Origin of the sequence: Mesorhizobium sp. M8A.F.Ca.ET.218.01.1.1, from assembly GCF_004791165.1 — a bacterium.
In the GTDB taxonomy this organism is placed as follows: Bacteria; Pseudomonadota; Alphaproteobacteria; order Rhizobiales; family Rhizobiaceae; genus Mesorhizobium.
This window is the reverse complement of sequence record NZ_SRUZ01000001.1, coordinates 815,089-831,126: the sequence shown is the minus strand read 5'-3', so window position 1 is coordinate 831,126 and position 16,038 is coordinate 815,089. Positions and strand designations below refer to the sequence as shown.

Below are 16,038 nucleotides of genomic sequence, written 5' to 3'. Positions count from 1 at the left end.
CCCCTCACTTTGGATGTCTGAGACGCGGATTGGCGACGATCGCCGAAATGTCCGCGATGATGTTGAGGCTGATGTAGACGGCGGCGAAGATCAGGCCGACCGCCTGCACCACCGGCACGTCGCGCTTGGTGACGTGGTCGACCAGATACTGTCCCATGCCGGGATAGACGAAGATCACCTCGACCACGACAACGCCGACGATGAGATAGGCGAGGTTCAGCATGACGACATTGATGATCGGCGCGATGGCATTCGGGAAGGCGTGCCTGCGGATGACGGAGAAGGCTGAAAGCCCTTTGAGTTCCGCCGTTTCGACATAAGCCGACTGCATGACGTTGAGGATCGCCGCACGCGTCATGCGCATCATGTGCGCGAGCACTACCAGCGTCAGCGCCGTGGCCGGCAGCGCGATGGCCTGCATGCGTTCGCCGAAAGGCATGCCGTCATAGACAGTCGAGATGGCGGGAAAGATCTGCCATTTCACCGCGAGAAAATAGACCAGGAGATAGCCGATGAAGAATTCCGGGAACGAGGTCGAGGCAAGCGCCAGTCCGGAGATCAGCTTGTCGACCCAGCCATTGCGATAGCGCACCGCGATCAGCCCAAGGATGATTGCCAGCGGCACGGCCACGATCGCCGCCCAGAAGGCGAGGAACAGCGTGTTCCACAGCCGGCCCTTGATTGAGGTTGCGATATCCTGCCCGCTCGACATCGCCGTGCCGAGGTCCCCGGTCAAGACGCCGCCGAGCCAATGGAAGTACCTGATATAGGCGGGGTCGTTCAGTCCAAGCTGCTCGCGCAGATTGGCGAGCGACTCCGGTGTCGCCGATTGTCCCAGAATGGCTTGCGCGACGTCGCCGGGCAGGATTTGCGTGCCGGCAAAGATCAGGACCGAAATGGCCAACAAAAGGAGGATGCCCAGCGCGATGCGCTGGGCGATTAGTTTCAGGATGGGTGAAGACATATCCGCAAAGCCGGACTCAGGCCTGCAGCCAGCACTTCGCCAGGGCGTAGCCGTTCATCAGCTCCTGATGCGGGTCGTCCACCCAGCCATCGACCTTGGCGCCGGTGGCGTCGATGAACTGGTTGAACATCGGCAGGATCAGACCGCCTTCGTCGCGCACCATGACCGCCATATCGTGGTACATCTGCTTGCGCTTGGCCTCGTCGAGTTCGGCGCGCGCCGCCAGCACCATCTTGTCGAAATCCGGGCGCTTGAAACGCGTGTCGTTCCAGTCGGCGGTCGACAGGTAGGCGGTCGAGTACATCTGGTCCTGCGTCGAGCGGCCGCCCCAATAGGAAGCGCAGAAGGGCTGCTTGTTCCAGACCTCGTTCCAGTAGCCGTCGCCGGGCTCGCGCTTGAGCTCGATCTTGATGCCGGCCTTGGCCGCGCTCTGCTGGAAGAGCTGGGACGCATCGACAGCGCCCGGGAAGGCGACGTCCGAGGTCCTGAGCAGCACGGCGCCGTCATGACCGGACTTCTTGTAGTGGAATTTGGCCTTGTCGGGATCGTATTTGCGCTGCTCGATCTCGGTGAAAAGCGGATAGGACGCGTTGATCGGGAAGTCGTTGCCGAGCGAGCCATAGCCGCGCAGCACCTTGTTCAGCATCTCCTCGCGGTCGATCGCCAGCTTCAGCGCCATCCTGAGGTCGTTGTTGTCGAACGGCGCCGTGTTGCAATGCATGATGAACACGTAATGGCCCGGACCCGCATGGTTGCGGATGGTTACACCAGGCACGCGCTTGATCAGGTCGACGATCTTCGGCTCGACGCGGTTGATCATGTTGACCTGGCCACCCTGCAGGGCCGCCGTGCGCGCAGTCGCATCGTTGATGACGATGATCTCGATCTGGTCGGCATGACCCATCTTGTCGCTCTGCCAGTAATTGGCGAAGCGCTCGCCGCCATGGCGCACGCCGGGCTCGTTGGTGGTGACCTTATAGGGTCCGGCCGAGATGCCGGCGTCGGCCTTGTCCTTGCCGCCGTTCGGCTGGACGATCAGGTGATAGTCGCTGAGCAGGTAGGGAAGGTCGGCATTGGCCTCCTTCAGCGTCAGCACCACTTCCTTGCCGCTGGCCTTGATGGTATCGATGCCCTTCATGTAGCCGAGCGCGCCGGATTTCGATTTCTCGTCCGAATGGCGCTCGAGCGTCGCGGCGACGTCCTCGGCGGTCACTTTCTTGCCGTTGTGGAATTCGACGCCGTCGCGGATCTTCAGCGTCCAGGTCTTGGCGTCCTTGGACGAGCCGATCTCCTCGGCGATGCGGTTCTCGAGCTTGCCGTCGGGCGACAGCTCGACGATCATTTCGCCCCAGCACTTGCCGAAGGCGAACGGCACCTGGGTCATGAACAGGGCCGGATCGAGACTGTTGGTGGATTCACCGCCGACCAGGCCGGCCTTCAGCGTGCCGCCCTTGACCGGACCGGCCGCCCGCGCCGCGCTTGAAAGCAGCGAGTTGGCGAAGGGTGCGGCGATGCCGAGCGCTGCCGCCCGGCCGAGAAAATCACGACGGCTCAGCTTGCCTGCTGCAACGCGCCGGCTAAGGAATTCGAGTTCATTCGACATTTTGAGTTCCTCACTCTGTTGGTTCGACTCTCTGGTCGATTTTCTTGCTTCTTGTGAGGGGAATAATGACCGCAAGGGAAAGCGGTAAGCAAGACCGAATGCGACATGCCGTGGCGTAAATCGCACGTCGCATTTGGACCAACGGTTTCAGCACTCAGACCAGCGCGCGCGGGACCCTTTCGTCGAAATCGCGCTCGAAGACGAGGTTTTCGCCTTCGTAGGCCTCGATTCTGGCGCTGACGATGAAGTTTTGCGCATCCGACCGCATCTGCGCCCATGTCTCGGTACGGACCGACCATCCATTTCGCGACAGGGTCTGCGTCCAATGTGTTTTCCCGGAGGCTGACAGAGGATCGTCAGGATGGATGGTCCAGGTTTCGCGGGCGATGCTGCCGTTGACAAGGCCGTGGTCGAGATCACGCACCTCGCCGAAATCATCCGCAATGGAAAGCGTGACGATTCCCGTCTTTTCGTCGCGGTCGACATGGCGTTCGGACTTGGCGGGTCGAACCGTCTCGGTCGCCCAGGGCGTGGCGCCTTCCGGTTCGCCGAAGACGACTTCGTCGCCTGTTGCGAGCAGGCGCAGCGGCACTGATAGCGAGGCCGCCGACAAGGTCAGCCGTACCGGCTCCGGCGAGGGCCAGATGGCAGGCCAGTAGGCGGTCGAAACGGCGACGCGCAAACGATGCCCGGCCGGCACGCGGTAGGCACATTGATCGAGCACGACACGCGCCGAAACCGTCTCCCCTGGGACCAGCGCCTCGGGGAATTCATGCGACTTGCGGTGCGTCAGATTGAGCACGCCATAGGAGATAAGTTCCGAGGCGCCGTCGGGATGCACGTCGCAAAGCCGGACCGCGATGTTGGCCTGGGGCCGATCGGAGGCAAACTGGATCTCAAGCTCCGGCGCGCCGACGATCTCGATCGGCTTGGTGAGCTCAGGCTGGTCGAAACACGCCGACAGCCCGTCGTCAGGGCGCTGGTCACCAGGCAATTCCGGGCCGAAGGTGAAGGGAAAGTATTCGCCGCCGGCAAGCCCGCAGGTCTGCGGCGAAGCGACGATGGAAGGTCCTGCATCAGCGGAAACGAGTTCGATCGTTTCAATCGTTATGTTGGACGACGGCCATTCCTGCTCGGCTATCCAGCGGCCGGGCCGCTCCGGATGCCAGCGAGCGGGGCGCACGCTGTCCATCACATAGGCGCGATAGTCGGGATCGGCCTCGACGCCGGTCTCGGCGCCCTTCAGCCAGTGGTCCCACCAGCGCAGCGCTTCCTGCAGGAAGCCGATGGCCGGCTTGGGGCCCGCATAGTGCGGGTATTTGTGTATCCACGGTCCAACGATGCCCTTGACCGGTGCCTCGATGTTGGTGACGAGGTGCGAGATCGTGTTGCGGTAGCCGTCATGCCAGCCGCCGATCGACAGCACTGCGGCTTTGATTGCGGAAAAATCCTCGCAGATCGAACCGCGTTTCCAGTAGGCGTCGCGATGCTGGTGGCTGAGCCAGAGCGGCAAAAGGAAGGACTGGTTCTCCAGCCGTCTCAGCCACAGATCGCGCCAGCGGTTGTCGCCGGCAATCAGCGGATCCGGTGGCCGCGACGAATAGGACAGCATGGTCGAGGCCCAGCCGAAATTCTCGTTCAAAAGGCAGCCGCCCTTGTAGTGGATGTCGTCGGCATAGCGGTCGACGGTCGAGCACAGGCTGATAACCGCCTTGAGCGCCGGCGGCTGTTTGGCCGCCACCTGCAGGCAGTTGAAGCCGCCCCAAGAGATGCCCATCATGCCGACATTGCCGTTGCACCAGGGCTGCGCCGCCGCCCAGGCGATGACATCGCAGGCGTCCTGCAGTTCCTGCTCGGAATATTCGTCGTCCATCAGCCCTTCGGAATCGCCATTGCCGCGCATGTCGACGCGGATCGAGGCGTAGCCGTGGCCGGCGAAATAGGGATGGGTAAGCTGATCACGAAAGATCGTTCCGTCGCGCTTGCGGTAGGGCAGATGCTCAAGGATGACAGGTACCGGATCGTCGCCCGCATCCTCCGGCATCCACACCCGCGCCGACAACCGGCAGCCATCGGGCATGACGATACCCATGTCGGGAAATTCGACGACCTTACGGGGAAATTCGGTGATGGTTTTCATGGCAGGCATAACGCTCCGCGGCACGAAAACTTTCAATCGCCATTCGCGACTGGAGCAGCGAAATATGCGACTTGTCTCATACCATCAACTCAGCGGAATGTCGTTTGCGGCCTTGTTCGCCTGATAGGCGTCGGACAGTTCGTCATAGCGTGCGGAAATCCTGCCGATCCGCGTCTCCAGCCTCGCGCGCTCGGCCTCGGGGAGGGCCCGCACCAGCCGACGGATCGAAAAGCTTTTCCAATAGGCGTTCTCGGCATTGTAGCCGCCAGGGTCGAGAGTGAAGACCTCTTTCAGAATTTTGAGATCATGCGGGATGGCAAAACTGTCGCGCGAGTCCTCGTGGCTGAACAAATAGTAGAAATTGTCGAAACCGGTCCAGGTGATCGCCGACAGGCAGAGCGAGCACGGCTCATGCGTGGCAATGAAGATGGCCTCTTTCGTGTCGACGCGTTCGGCTCTGGGCATCTCGTAAAAACGCTTCAGGCAATGCACCTCGCCATGCCAGAGCGGGTTTTCCATCTCGTTGTTGGTCTCGGCCAGCACCAGCGACCGGTCGTCCTTGCGCAGGATCGCCGCGCCGAACAGCTTGTTGCCATGGGCGACGCCTTCTGCCGTCTTCGGCACGATGTCGTGCTCGATCACGTCGAGCAGGCGGTCGATCAGCGAAATGTCGGTCATGATGAAATCTCGGGCTTTCTGGGAAGGTGGATTTCGTAAGGGTGCGAGAAGTGAAACTCTTCGAGGTTGGAGCCATCGCCGCCGCGATCGACGATGAGGAAATCCTGTTCCTCGCCGATCGGCGTCAGCACACCGTGCCAGAGATTGCGCTTGTAGTTGATGCCCTGTCCGGGCGCGGCGATGAAGCCATGCGGTTCGCCCGGCCCGTCCTTGGTATCGTGGCAGACGACGACCAGAAACGGCCGTGGCGACAGCGGGATGAAAGCCTGGCTGCCGAGCGGATGGCGCTCGACCATGGTCAGCTTCAGCGGCATTTCATAGGGTGTGCCGCGCACCATCGAGATCAGCACGCGCGCATTCGGCCCAGCGGCCTCGGCGGTGGCGAGATCATGATAGCGGATCGCCTTGCCGCCATTGATTGGGTAGCGGTTGTCGCCGCCCATATCGATGACGTCGCCGAAGGGCGCGAAGTTTTCGCGGCTCAGCGGCTGCGCGACGATGCGGCTCACCGCGCGCGGCCCCCGAGATAGCCGCCGAGCTTGGCGTGCCGGTTGACGTCCTTGTAGAGCAGATAGCGGAATTTTCCGGGGCCGCCGGCATAGCAGGCCTGCGGGCAGAAGGCGCGCAGCCACATGAAGTCGCCGGCCTCGACCTCGACCCAGTCCTGGTTCAGCCGGTAGACCGCCTTGCCTTCGAGCACGTAGAGCCCATGTTCCATGACATGGGTTTCGGCGAAGGGAATGACCGCGCCCGCCTCGAGCGTGACGATGGTGACGTGCATGTCGTGGCGCATGTCGTCCGGATCGACGAAACGCGTCGTCGCCCAGCGGCCCTCGGTGCCGGCCATCGGCGTCGGCGCCACCTGCTGGTCGCTGCTGAAGAAGGCTTCCGGCGCGTCCAGGCCGTCGACCACCTCATAGGCCTTGCGGATCCAGTGGAAGCGCACGGCAGCGCTGCTCTCGTTGCGCACCGTCCAGCCGCTTGCCGGCGGCAGGAAGGCAAAGCCACCGGCGGCAAGCACATGCTTTTTGCCGGCGAGCGATACGGTGAGTTCCCCCTCGACCACGAACAGCACGCCTTCGGCGCCGGAGTCAGGTTCCGGCCGGTCGCTGCCGCCGCCCGGCAGAACCTCGACGATGTACTGAGAAAACGTCTCGGCAAAGCCCGACAGCGGCCTTGCGATGATCCAAGCCCTGGTCTTGTCCCAGAACGGCAGCGGGCTGGTCACGATGTCCTGCATCACGCCTTTGGGGATGACCGCATAGGCCTCGGTGAAGACGGCGCGCCCGGTCAAAAGCTCGTTCTGGCCGGGATGGCCCCCCTGTGGGGCATAATAGGTTCGCTCGGGCATCCTGATCGTATCCATGGGTTTAAACCTATTGTGGAAGCATGTCCTTGAGGCGCAGCAGCGCAATGCGCTCGACCTGTTTGCAGGCGGTTTCGAATTCGACGCCGCGGCCGTTGCCGATACGGGCTTCGAATTCGGCGAGGATTTCCTCCTTTGTCTTGCCTTTCACCGCGATGATGAAGGGGAAGCCGAAGGTGGTGACGTAGGCGGCGTTGAGCTTGGAGAACAGTTCGCGTTCCTTGTCGGTCAGCGCGTCGAGGCCGGCGGAAGCCTGTTCCCGGGTGGATTCCGCCGTCAGCCGCCTGGCCTTGGCCAGTTTGCCGGCGAGGTCGGGATGGGCGTTGAGCACGCCGAGCCGTTCGGTTTCGCTGGCGGCGCGGAAGATGCGGCAGAGCGCATTGTGCAGGCCCCCCGCCGTGTCGTGTGCCGGACCGAGCTCCAACTCGTGGGCCCGTTCGGCAATCCAGGGCGAATGTTCGAACACGGCGCCGAAGGTGTGAACGAACGTCTCGAATTCCATCTTCGACGGGCGCAGGGCGGCCGGTTTGTAGGGATGGTTCTCCTGCCAGTGCTTGGCGATGTCGATGCGCCGCGCCAGCCAGACCTTGTCATGCGATTTGACATAATCGACGAAGCGCTTCAGCGCCGCCACCCGGCCCGGCCGCCCGACAAGGCGGCAATGCAGGCCGATATTCATCATGCGCGGCCTGCCTGCCTTGCCTTCGGCATAGAGCGTGTCGAAACTATCCTTGAGATAGGCAAAGAACTGGTCGCCCGAATTGAAGCCTTGCGGCGTGGCGAAGCGCATGTCGTTGGCATCGAGCGTGTAGGGGATGATGAGCTGCGTGCCGCCGCTATGCTCGAACCAGTAGGGCAGTTCGTCGTCATAGGTGTCCGAGACGTAGTCGAAGCCGCCTTCTTCCGCCACCAGGCGCACCGTGTTGACCGATGTGCGGCCGGTATACCAGCCGGTCGGGCGCTGGCCGGTCACCTCGTAATGCAGCTTGATCGCCGCCTCGAGGTCGCGGCGCTCGTCCTCGGCGTCGTGGTCGCGGTAGTCGATCCATCTCAACCCGTGCGAGGCGATTTCCCAGCCGGCTTCCTGCATCGCCGTGACCTGGTCGGGGGAGCGTGCGAGCGCCGTGGCGACGCCATAGCAGGTCACGGGCACTTGCGCCTCGCCGAACAGGCGCAGCAGCCGCCAGAAGCCGGCTCGCGCCCCATACTCGTAGATCGATTCCATGTTCCAGTGGCGCTGGCCCACCCAGGGCGCCGCGCCGACGATTTCCGAGAGGAAGGCTTCCGAAGCCTTGTCGCCGTGGAGCACGCAGTTCTCGCCGCCCTCCTCGTAATTGACGACGAACTGCACGGCGACATGCGCGCCGCCAGGCCATTTCGGATCTGGCGGATTGGCCCCGTAGCCACGCATGTCCCTGGTGTAACGCATCGTCCCTCCGCGCCCGGCATCACCGGAAGTATGATCAGAATATCGAAAGGGTGCTTCTCGCATTCCCCTCAAAATTTTTGAAAGTGTTTTTGTCGCACTCCGCTCGACCGGGACTTATGCATCGCCTTTAATTGGCGCACAATTCATCAGCAGTGCTCGATTATATCGGCCAATTTGTTCGTACTGGAAATGGGAGGCGGCCAATGGCAGAAACGTCGAAAGCCGATGGCGGGCGTCTGACGACCCATGTCCTGGATACCGCGACCGGCAGGCCGGCGGCGGGATTGTCGATCGCGCTCTACCGTCTCGACGGTGCTGCTCGCACGCTTCTGAAGACGGTCGTCACCAATGCAGACGGCCGCTGCGACGCGCCGCTGCTGGCAGGCGCCGACTTCCGCACCGGCGAATACGAACTGGTGTTCGCGGCCGGCGACTATCTGCGCGGTCAGGGAACGAAGCTGCCGGAGCCTGCCTTCCTCGACAGCGTGCCGATCCGCTTCGGCATGGCGGAGGCGGTGCACTATCATGTACCATTGCTGATCTCGCCCTACGGCTATTCCACCTACAGGGGGAGCTGAGGCATGGCCAAGGTCAATATCCGCAACGAAATCCGCTTCATTCTGAATGGCAGGGATGTCGCGCTGTCATCCGTGGCGCCCGACGCGACCTTGCTCGACTGGCTGCGGCTCGATCGTTCGCTGCGCGGCACCAAGGAAGGCTGCGCCGAGGGCGATTGCGGCGCCTGCACCGTGCTGGTCGGCAGGCTATCGGCCGCCGGATTGGTCTATGAAAGCGTCAATTCCTGCATCCGCTTCCTCGGCTCGCTCGACGGCGCCCATGTCGTGACGGTCGAACATCTGCGCGGTGTGTCAGGCCGGTTGCATCCTGTGCAGCAGGCGATGGTCGATTTCCATGGCTCGCAATGCGGCTTCTGCACGCCGGGTTTCGTCATGTCGCTCTACGGCCTGTGGATGAAGTCGCCGGACCCGTCGGACGCGGCCATCGAAAAAGCCTTGCAAGGCAATCTCTGCCGCTGCACCGGCTACGAAGCGATCATGCGCGCCGCGCACGCCATATCGAGCTATGGCAAGGCGGCGAAGGACCCGCTGGCGGCGGAGCGCCGGGACATCACGACACGGCTGCAGTCGTTGCGCGATGGCGCCAGGGTCGAGATTGGCTCCGGCAGGACGCGGCTGGTCGTGCCGGCCGACGCCGACGATTTCGCTTCTGTCTTCGAGAAGGAACCCACCGCGACGGTCGTCGCCGGTTCGACCGATGTTGGCCTGTGGGTGACCAAGCACATGCGCGATATCTCGCCGGCGATCTTCATCGGCAATCTGCCGGGGCTTTGCGCCGTCACGGAAGAAAACGGCGTCATATCGATTGGCGCCGGCGTGACCTACACCGAAGCCTTTTCGACGCTGTCGAAACGCATCCCTGCGTTGGGGCCGTTGTTCGACCGCATCGGCGGCGAACAGGTCCGCAACATGGGCACGATCGGCGGCAATGTCGCCAACGGCTCGCCGATCGGCGACACGCCGCCGCCCTTGATCGTGCTCGGCGCACGGCTGACATTGCGCAAGGGCAAGAAGCGGCGCACGATCCCGTTGCAGGACTTCTTCATTGCCTATGGCAAGCAGGATCGCCAGCCGGGCGAGTTCGTCGAGGCCGTGCACGTGCCCGTGCCGGCAAAGGACGTGAAATTCGCCGTCTACAAGGTCACCAAGCGCCGCGACGAGGACATCACCGCGACCTTGGGTGCCTTCTGTCTGGCTCTGGCCAAGGACGGCACGGTGGCCGATATCCGCATCGCCTATGGCGGCATGGCGGCAACGCCGAAGCGGGCGTCGGCGGTTGAACGGGCTTTGATAGGCAAGATTTGGAGTGAAGCGACGGTGGCGGCAGCGATGGCCGAATACGCCAAGGATTTCACGCCGCTCACGGATATGCGCGCGACCGCCGAATATCGAGCGCTGGCGGCAAAGAACCTCTTGCTGCGTTTTTACGTCGAGACGACCGGAACGAAAGCGCCGTTCCAGGTATCACGCAGCGAGGCGGCCTGATGAACAAGCACGCACCATCAAACCTCAAGGCCGAGAAGATCGTCGGCGGCGTCGCTACCGACCAGCGGCATGATTCCGCCCACAAGCATGTCAGCGGCGGCGCCGTCTATATCGACGACATGCCGGAGCCGGCCGGCACCCTGCATGCCGGCCTTGGCCTGTCCAAGGTGGCGCATGGCGTTCTGAAAAGCGTCGACCTCTCGGCGGTGCGCGCGGCCCCTGGTGTCGTCGACGTGCTGACTTATGCCGACGTGCCGGGTGAGAACGATGTCTCGCCCAGCAACATGCATGACGATCCGGTTCTGGCGGAAGGCAAGGTGCAGTTCTTCGGCCAGCCGATCTTCGCGGTGATTGCCGAGACGCGCGAGGCAGCCCGGCGCGCCGCGCGCCTGGCCAGGATCGAATATGACGAGCTTCCCGCCGTGATCGACATCTGGGACCTTGATCCGGCGAAGGACAAGCAGGTGACCACGCCGCTGATCTTGCGGCGCGGCGATGCGGCTGCGGCAATCAAGGCAGCGCCCCGCCGCATCAAGAACCGGATGTGGCTTGGCGGCCAGGACCATTTCTACCTCGAAGGCCAGGTGTCTCTCGCCATCCCCGGCGAGGACGACGAGGTCACCGTCTATTGTTCGACCCAGGGGCCGAGCGAGACGCAGCATCTGGTCGCCCACACGCTTGGCGTGCCGAGTAACGCGGTGACGGTGGAAGTGCGCCGCATGGGCGGCGGCTTCGGCGGCAAGGAAACGCAGGCCAACCAGTGCGCCGCGATCGCCGCGATCGCCGCCAAGAGGCTGAAGCGGGCGGTCAAGATCCGGCTCGACCGCGACGAGGACATGACCGCCACCGGCAAGCGGCACGATTTCGCCATCGACTACGAGGTCGGCTTCGACGACGAGGGCAATATTCTCGGCGTCGATTTCACTTACGCCTTGCGCTGCGGCTTCTCCGCCGACCTGTCCGGCCCGGTCGGCGACCGTGCGCTGTTCCACTGCGACAACGCCTATTTCTATCCCGCGGTGCTGGCCAAGTCCGCGCCGCTCTACACCAACACCGTCTCCAACACCGCGTTCCGCGGCTTCGGCGGCCCGCAAGGCATGGTCGGCGCCGAGCGTGTCATCGACGAGGTCGCCTTCGCGGTCGGCAAGGATTCGCTCGAAATCCGCAAGCTGAATTTCTACGATCCGATGGAAGCGATCGGCGGCCGCAACGTCACCCCTTATCACCAGAAGGTCGAGGACTGCATCATCCAGCGCATCGTGGCGGAACTGGAAGACAGCGCCAACTATGCGCGCCGCCGTCGCGAGATTTCCGCATTCAACGCCAACAGCCGCTTCGTCAAGCGCGGCCTGGCGCTGACGCCGGTCAAGTTCGGCATCTCCTTCACCAAGACCGAGGCCAACCAGGCCGGCGCGCTGGTGCATGTCTATGCCGATGGTTCGGTGCACATGAACCATGGCGGCACCGAAATGGGGCAGGGCCTGCATCTCAAGGTGGCGCAAGTCGTTGCGGAGGAGTTCCAGATCGACCTCGATCGCGTGAAGATCACCGCCACCACCACCGCCAAGGTGCCCAACACCGCGCCGACGGCTGCGTCCTCGGGCGCCGACCTCAATGGCATGGCGGCGCAGAACGCGGCGCGCCAGATCCGCCGCCGGCTGACCGACTTCGCCGCCGAGAAATATCAGATCCCTGTCGACCAGGTGTTGTTCCTGCCAAACCGGGTGCGCGTCGGCAACCAGGAGGTCAGCTTCAACGATCTGGTCAAGCAGGCCTATATCGCACGTGTGCAGCTCTCGGCCGCCGGCTTCTACAAGACGCCGAAGATCCACTGGGATCGCAGCAAGGGCCAGGGCCACGCCTTCTATTACTACGCCTATGGCGCGGCCTGCGCCGAAGTGTCGGTCGACACGCTGACCGGCGAATATGTCGTCGAGCGCGCCGATATCCTGCACGACTGCGGCCGTTCGCTGAACCGGGCCATCGACCTCGGCCAGGTCGAGGGCGGCTTCATCCAGGGCATGGGCTGGCTGACGACGGAGGAACTGTGGTGGGACGACAAGGGCCGGCTGCGCACGCACGCGCCGTCGACCTACAAGATTCCGCTGGCGTCGGACCGACCGAAGATCTTCAACGTGGCGCTGACCGACTGGTCGCAGGCCTATGAGCCGACCATCCATCGCTCCAAGGCGGTCGGCGAACCGCCGCTGCCGCATGGCATGGCGGTGCTGCACGCGCTGTCGGACGCAGTGGCCAGCGTCGCCGACCACAAGATCTGCCCGCGTCTCGACGCGCCGGCGACACCCGAACGCGTGCTGATGGCGATCGAGCGGCTGAAGCGGGAGGCTTCAGAGCCTTCCTGAGGCCAAAACGTGCAAATCGCGCCGAAAAATACTATATTTCCTGGATGGAAGTGCAGGCGATGAACTCGAAGGTTCAAGAGCTGAAAGTGTTTCTCGACCATGCCGGTCGGGTCGCGCTTGTCGAAGTTGCGGCGGCAAAGGGTTCGACGCCGCGCGAGGCCGGTGCGTTCATGCTTGTCTCGCCATCGGCGATTTTCGGCACCATTGGCGGCGGTCAGCTCGAATATATGGCGATCGATAAGGCGCGGCAGATGCTGGGCTCTTTGCGCTCCGCATCTTTCAGCGAGTTTGCCGATGTCGGCGCCGCCCCTCATCCGCCTGCCGGCACCTTCTCCCCGTATAGTGACGGGGAGAAGGGAAGCGGCCGTAACGCCGGCGACCCCCTCTCCCCGTCCTTACGGGGAGAGGGTAAGGGTGAGGGGCAGCGCGACGCTGACGAAGCTGGCGTCACGCTCGACGTTCCGCTCGGGCCGGAAATCGGCCAGTGCTGCGGGGGTCGGGTCAAGGTGTTGATCCGCTTGGTCGACGGCACAATCGAGGAAAAGCTGATGGCGCACGCTGAATCGGAGGAGGCGCATCTGCCGCATGTCTATATCTTCGGCGGCGGCCATGTCGGCCAAGCGCTCGCGTCGACCATTGCGCTTCTTCCCGTGCATGGCGTCGTCATCGAGACACGCGCCGAGGCATTGGAAGGCATGCCGGAAACCGTCGAGACGCGGCTGACGCCGATGCCCGAGGCAGAGCTGCGCAACGCCCCGGCCGGCACCGCCTTCGCCGTCCTTACGCATGACCACGCGCTCGATTTCCTGATCGTCGCCGAAGCGCTGAAACGCGACGACGCGGCCTATGTCGGCATGATCGGTTCGAAGACCAAGAAAGCGACCTTCAGGCACTGGTTCCTGAAATCGGCCGACGGCACGGAGACCGAATTCGCCCGCCTCGTCTCGCCGATCGGCGGCGACGCCGTCAAGGACAAGCGTCCGCCGGTTATTGCCGCGCTCGCCGCCGCCGAGATCATGACGGCGCTGGTCATCCACAATGCGGCTTCGAACGCAGAGCATCACGCTCCGCATGACAGGGTGACCGCCGGCTAGCTCGGTCGCCTGAGGCCCAGATGCGCGCGCAGCGTGGCGCCTTCATACGCCTTGCGGAACAGGCCGCGCCGCTGCAGTTCCGGCACGACCAGCGTGGCAAAGGCATCGAGTTCGCCGGGAAAATAAGACGGCATGACGTTGAAGCCGTCGGCGGCACCGCCTTCGAACCGCGCCTGCAACTCGTCCGCCACCTGGACCGCGGTTCCCACGATGCGCCAATGGCCGCGCGCGCCGGCGAAATGCCGCGCCAGTTGGCGAATGGAAAGGCCATCGCGGCGCGATTGCTCGACGACCAGGGCCTGCCGGCTTTTCATGCCCTCGCTCTCGGGCAAGTCGGGCAGTGGACCGTCGAGCGGATGGCGCCAGAGGTCGGATATGCTGAGATAGCTGGACAGCAGCGCCACGCCGACGTCGTCGGGGATCAATTCCTGCAATTCCTCGAATTTTTCGCGGGCCTCGGCTTCGGTCTCCGCCACCACGGGCGCGACACCGGGCATGATCTTGATGTCATCGGGTTCACGCCCATACGCCGCCATGCGCCCCTTGAGGTCGTCGTAAAAGGCCTTCGCTTCCTCGAAGGTCTGTGCCGCCGTGAACACCACGTCGGCGGTGCGGGCGGCGAGGTCGCGGCCGACGTCGGAAGCGCCGGCCTGGACCATGACAGGCGCGCCTTGCGGCGAGCGCGGCAGATCGAGCGGATCGCGGACCGAAAAACTCTGTCCGTCATGGCCTGCCTTGCCGCGCCACAACCCTGTCACCGCCTCGGCGAACTCGCGCGCCCGCTCATAGCGGTCGGCATGAGGCTTGAGGCCGGCTGCGCCGAAATTGGCGGCTTCGATCTGACTGGCCGAGGTCACCAGGTTCCAGCCGGCCCGGCCGCCGCTCAGGTGATCGAGCGAGAGGAAGGTCCGCGCCAGGCCGTAAGGTTCGTTGTAGCTGGTCGACGCGGTGGAAACGAGGCCGATGCGGCTGGTCTGGACAGCCAGCGCCGAAAGCAGGCTGATCGGCTCGAAGCCGATCGAGCGCGACGTCTGGCTGGCAATGTCGACATTGGCCTCGCGCAGGCCGGCGGCGTCCTCGCAGAAGATCATGTCGAACTTCGCCGCTTCAGCCGTGCGCGCCAGCGCCATGTAGTGATCGATGTCGATGCCAGCTTTCACATGCGCCTTCGGATGGCGCCAGGCGGCGATGTGATGGCCCGTCGCCCACAGGAAGGCGCCGAGCTTCATTTGCGCGGTCATTGGTCACCTCCGCCGGCAAGGCCGAGATGCGAGCGCAAGGTGGTGCCGGGATGGTTTTCTCGAAGCAGCCCGCACCGCCGCAACTCCGGAAGAACACGATCGATCAAATCGTCGAACACCGAAAGCTGCGCCGGCAAGCGGATGTTGAAGCCGTCGCAGCTCTTAGAGAAGGATTTTTCTTCCAGCCTGTCGGCCAGCCCGCTGACGCCGTCAGCGGTGAGCGAGATATCAGCCAGTATCTTCACCGCATCCGGCTCGCGCCCACAGGCGGAAACCCGGCGCTTCAAATCACCATGACACGCCTTGTCTTCTGCCGCCGCCCGTTCGTCCAGCAGAACGACATCGGCGGTGCGGGCGGCAAAGTCGAGGTCGCCTTCGGTGAGATCGGACAGCACCAGCACCGGCGCGTCCTGCGGCGACCGCGCGACATTCAGCGGCCCGCGCACGGAGAAGAACTCGCCCTTGTGGTCGAGCAGGTGCATTCCTTGCGGATCATGGAAGCGGCCGCCGTCCCTGTCGAACAGCAGCGCGTCCGCGTCCCAGCCCTGCCAGAGCCCTTGAACGATGCCGATATATTCCTCCGAGCGGCGGCGAAAATCATCGGCTGAAAACCCGTCGGGCCGGCTGAAATTGGCGGCCTCTCGCGGTGTCTGCGCCAGCGTCGCGTTCCAGCCCGCGCGGCCATGGCTGATCATGTCGAGCGAGGCAAAGCGGCGCGCGAGATTGTAGGGCTGGTGAGCGATCGTCGAGGCGCTGGCGACGAGACCGATCTTTTCGGTCACGGTCGCCAGCGCGGCGATGAGAGTGGTCGCCTCGAACGGACTGCTCGGCGCGGCGCCATGCGGCGCGGAGTCGTCGAGGATGATCATGTCCAGCCCCGCCGCCTCGGCCTCCCGGGCGAAGCCGGCCAGATCGCTGAAAGTGAGCGCTTGCCCGGTTGCGAGGGCAATGTTGAGCGAAGCGGCCAGATGCGTTGTGGCGCCGTCGGTCATGGATGGTTCCTGGGGGAAGGCATGCGGGAACTATGTTCGCCGCATGCCCCAATGGCAACCGCTGGCGCTGGGCCAACCGCCGGCCATGTGCCGGCCAGCAGTCAC

The 16,038-nt window shown here is 63.8% G+C and carries 13 protein-coding genes; 4 read left to right on the top strand and 9 right to left on the bottom strand.

Annotated elements, in window-relative coordinates; translation table 11 throughout:
* Positions 1 to 4: 4 nt before the first annotated feature.
* From EN861_RS03920 to puuE, 7 genes are all read right to left on the bottom strand, one after another.
* Complete coding sequence (locus EN861_RS03920; RefSeq protein ID WP_135862471.1) at positions 5 to 964, bottom strand: ABC transporter permease; 960 nt, start codon at positions 962 to 964, stop codon at positions 5 to 7.
* 16 nt (positions 965 to 980) lie between these two features.
* Positions 981 to 2,567: an ABC transporter substrate-binding protein gene (locus tag EN861_RS03915; RefSeq protein WP_127275730.1), complete on the bottom strand. Its 1,587-nt coding sequence runs from the start codon at positions 2,565 to 2,567 to the stop codon at positions 981 to 983.
* A 154-nt stretch (positions 2,568 to 2,721) separates the two neighbouring features.
* Positions 2,722 to 4,707 carry a CocE/NonD family hydrolase gene (locus tag EN861_RS03910; RefSeq protein ID WP_135862469.1) on the bottom strand — a complete coding sequence of 662 codons (1,986 nt, stop codon included), beginning with the start codon at positions 4,705 to 4,707 and terminating at the stop codon, positions 2,722 to 2,724.
* An 84-nt stretch (positions 4,708 to 4,791) separates the two neighbouring features.
* The gene (locus tag EN861_RS03905) at positions 4,792 to 5,385 is read right to left on the bottom strand and encodes a nucleoside deaminase (protein ID WP_135862467.1); all 594 of its coding nucleotides are present in this window, start codon (positions 5,383 to 5,385) and stop codon (positions 4,792 to 4,794) included.
* Complete coding sequence (locus EN861_RS03900) at positions 5,382 to 5,894, bottom strand: ureidoglycolate lyase (RefSeq protein WP_135862465.1); 513 nt, start codon at positions 5,892 to 5,894, stop codon at positions 5,382 to 5,384. The genes EN861_RS03905 and EN861_RS03900 overlap by 4 nt, the downstream gene beginning before the upstream one ends.
* A complete protein-coding gene (locus EN861_RS03895) occupies positions 5,891 to 6,751 on the bottom strand; it encodes a bifunctional allantoicase/(S)-ureidoglycine aminohydrolase (protein ID WP_135862463.1) in 861 nt (286 codons plus the stop codon). The genes EN861_RS03900 and EN861_RS03895 overlap by 4 nt, the downstream gene beginning before the upstream one ends.
* A 10-nt stretch (positions 6,752 to 6,761) precedes the next feature.
* Positions 6,762 to 8,180: an allantoinase PuuE gene (gene puuE, locus EN861_RS03890; protein WP_127872921.1), complete on the bottom strand. Its 1,419-nt coding sequence runs from the start codon at positions 8,178 to 8,180 to the stop codon at positions 6,762 to 6,764.
* Positions 8,181 to 8,383: 203 nt separating this feature from the next.
* Here puuE and uraH point away from each other — a divergent pair, with 203 nt between their 5' ends.
* Genes uraH through xdhC form a run of 4 tightly spaced genes read left to right on the top strand, consistent with a single transcriptional unit; the run spans position 8,384 to position 13,700 of the window.
* The gene (gene uraH, locus EN861_RS03885) at positions 8,384 to 8,758 is read left to right on the top strand and encodes a hydroxyisourate hydrolase (protein ID WP_127275736.1); all 375 of its coding nucleotides are present in this window, start codon (positions 8,384 to 8,386) and stop codon (positions 8,756 to 8,758) included.
* A 3-nt stretch (positions 8,759 to 8,761) separates the two neighbouring features.
* On the top strand, positions 8,762 to 10,243 hold the full coding sequence (gene xdhA / locus EN861_RS03880; protein WP_135862461.1) for a xanthine dehydrogenase small subunit: 1,482 nt from the start codon (positions 8,762 to 8,764) through the stop codon (positions 10,241 to 10,243).
* Complete coding sequence (gene xdhB, locus EN861_RS03875; protein ID WP_135862457.1) at positions 10,243 to 12,606, top strand: xanthine dehydrogenase molybdopterin binding subunit; 2,364 nt, start codon at positions 10,243 to 10,245, stop codon at positions 12,604 to 12,606. Before xdhA ends, xdhB begins: the two co-directional genes overlap by 1 nt.
* Before the next feature lie 59 nt (positions 12,607 to 12,665).
* Positions 12,666 to 13,700, top strand: coding sequence for a xanthine dehydrogenase accessory protein XdhC (gene xdhC / locus EN861_RS03870; RefSeq protein WP_127872925.1), 1,035 nt, complete (start codon positions 12,666 to 12,668; stop codon positions 13,698 to 13,700).
* Here the strand turns inward: xdhC and EN861_RS03865 are convergent.
* Both EN861_RS03865 and EN861_RS03860 read right to left on the bottom strand, forming a co-directional pair.
* On the bottom strand, positions 13,697 to 14,941 hold the full coding sequence (locus EN861_RS03865; RefSeq protein ID WP_127872926.1) for an LLM class flavin-dependent oxidoreductase: 1,245 nt from the start codon (positions 14,939 to 14,941) through the stop codon (positions 13,697 to 13,699). The genes xdhC and EN861_RS03865 overlap by 4 nt on opposite strands.
* Positions 14,938 to 15,933: an LLM class flavin-dependent oxidoreductase gene (locus tag EN861_RS03860; RefSeq protein WP_127279468.1), complete on the bottom strand. Its 996-nt coding sequence runs from the start codon at positions 15,931 to 15,933 to the stop codon at positions 14,938 to 14,940. The genes EN861_RS03865 and EN861_RS03860 overlap by 4 nt, the downstream gene beginning before the upstream one ends.
* Between the last annotated feature and the right edge of the window lie 105 nt (positions 15,934 to 16,038).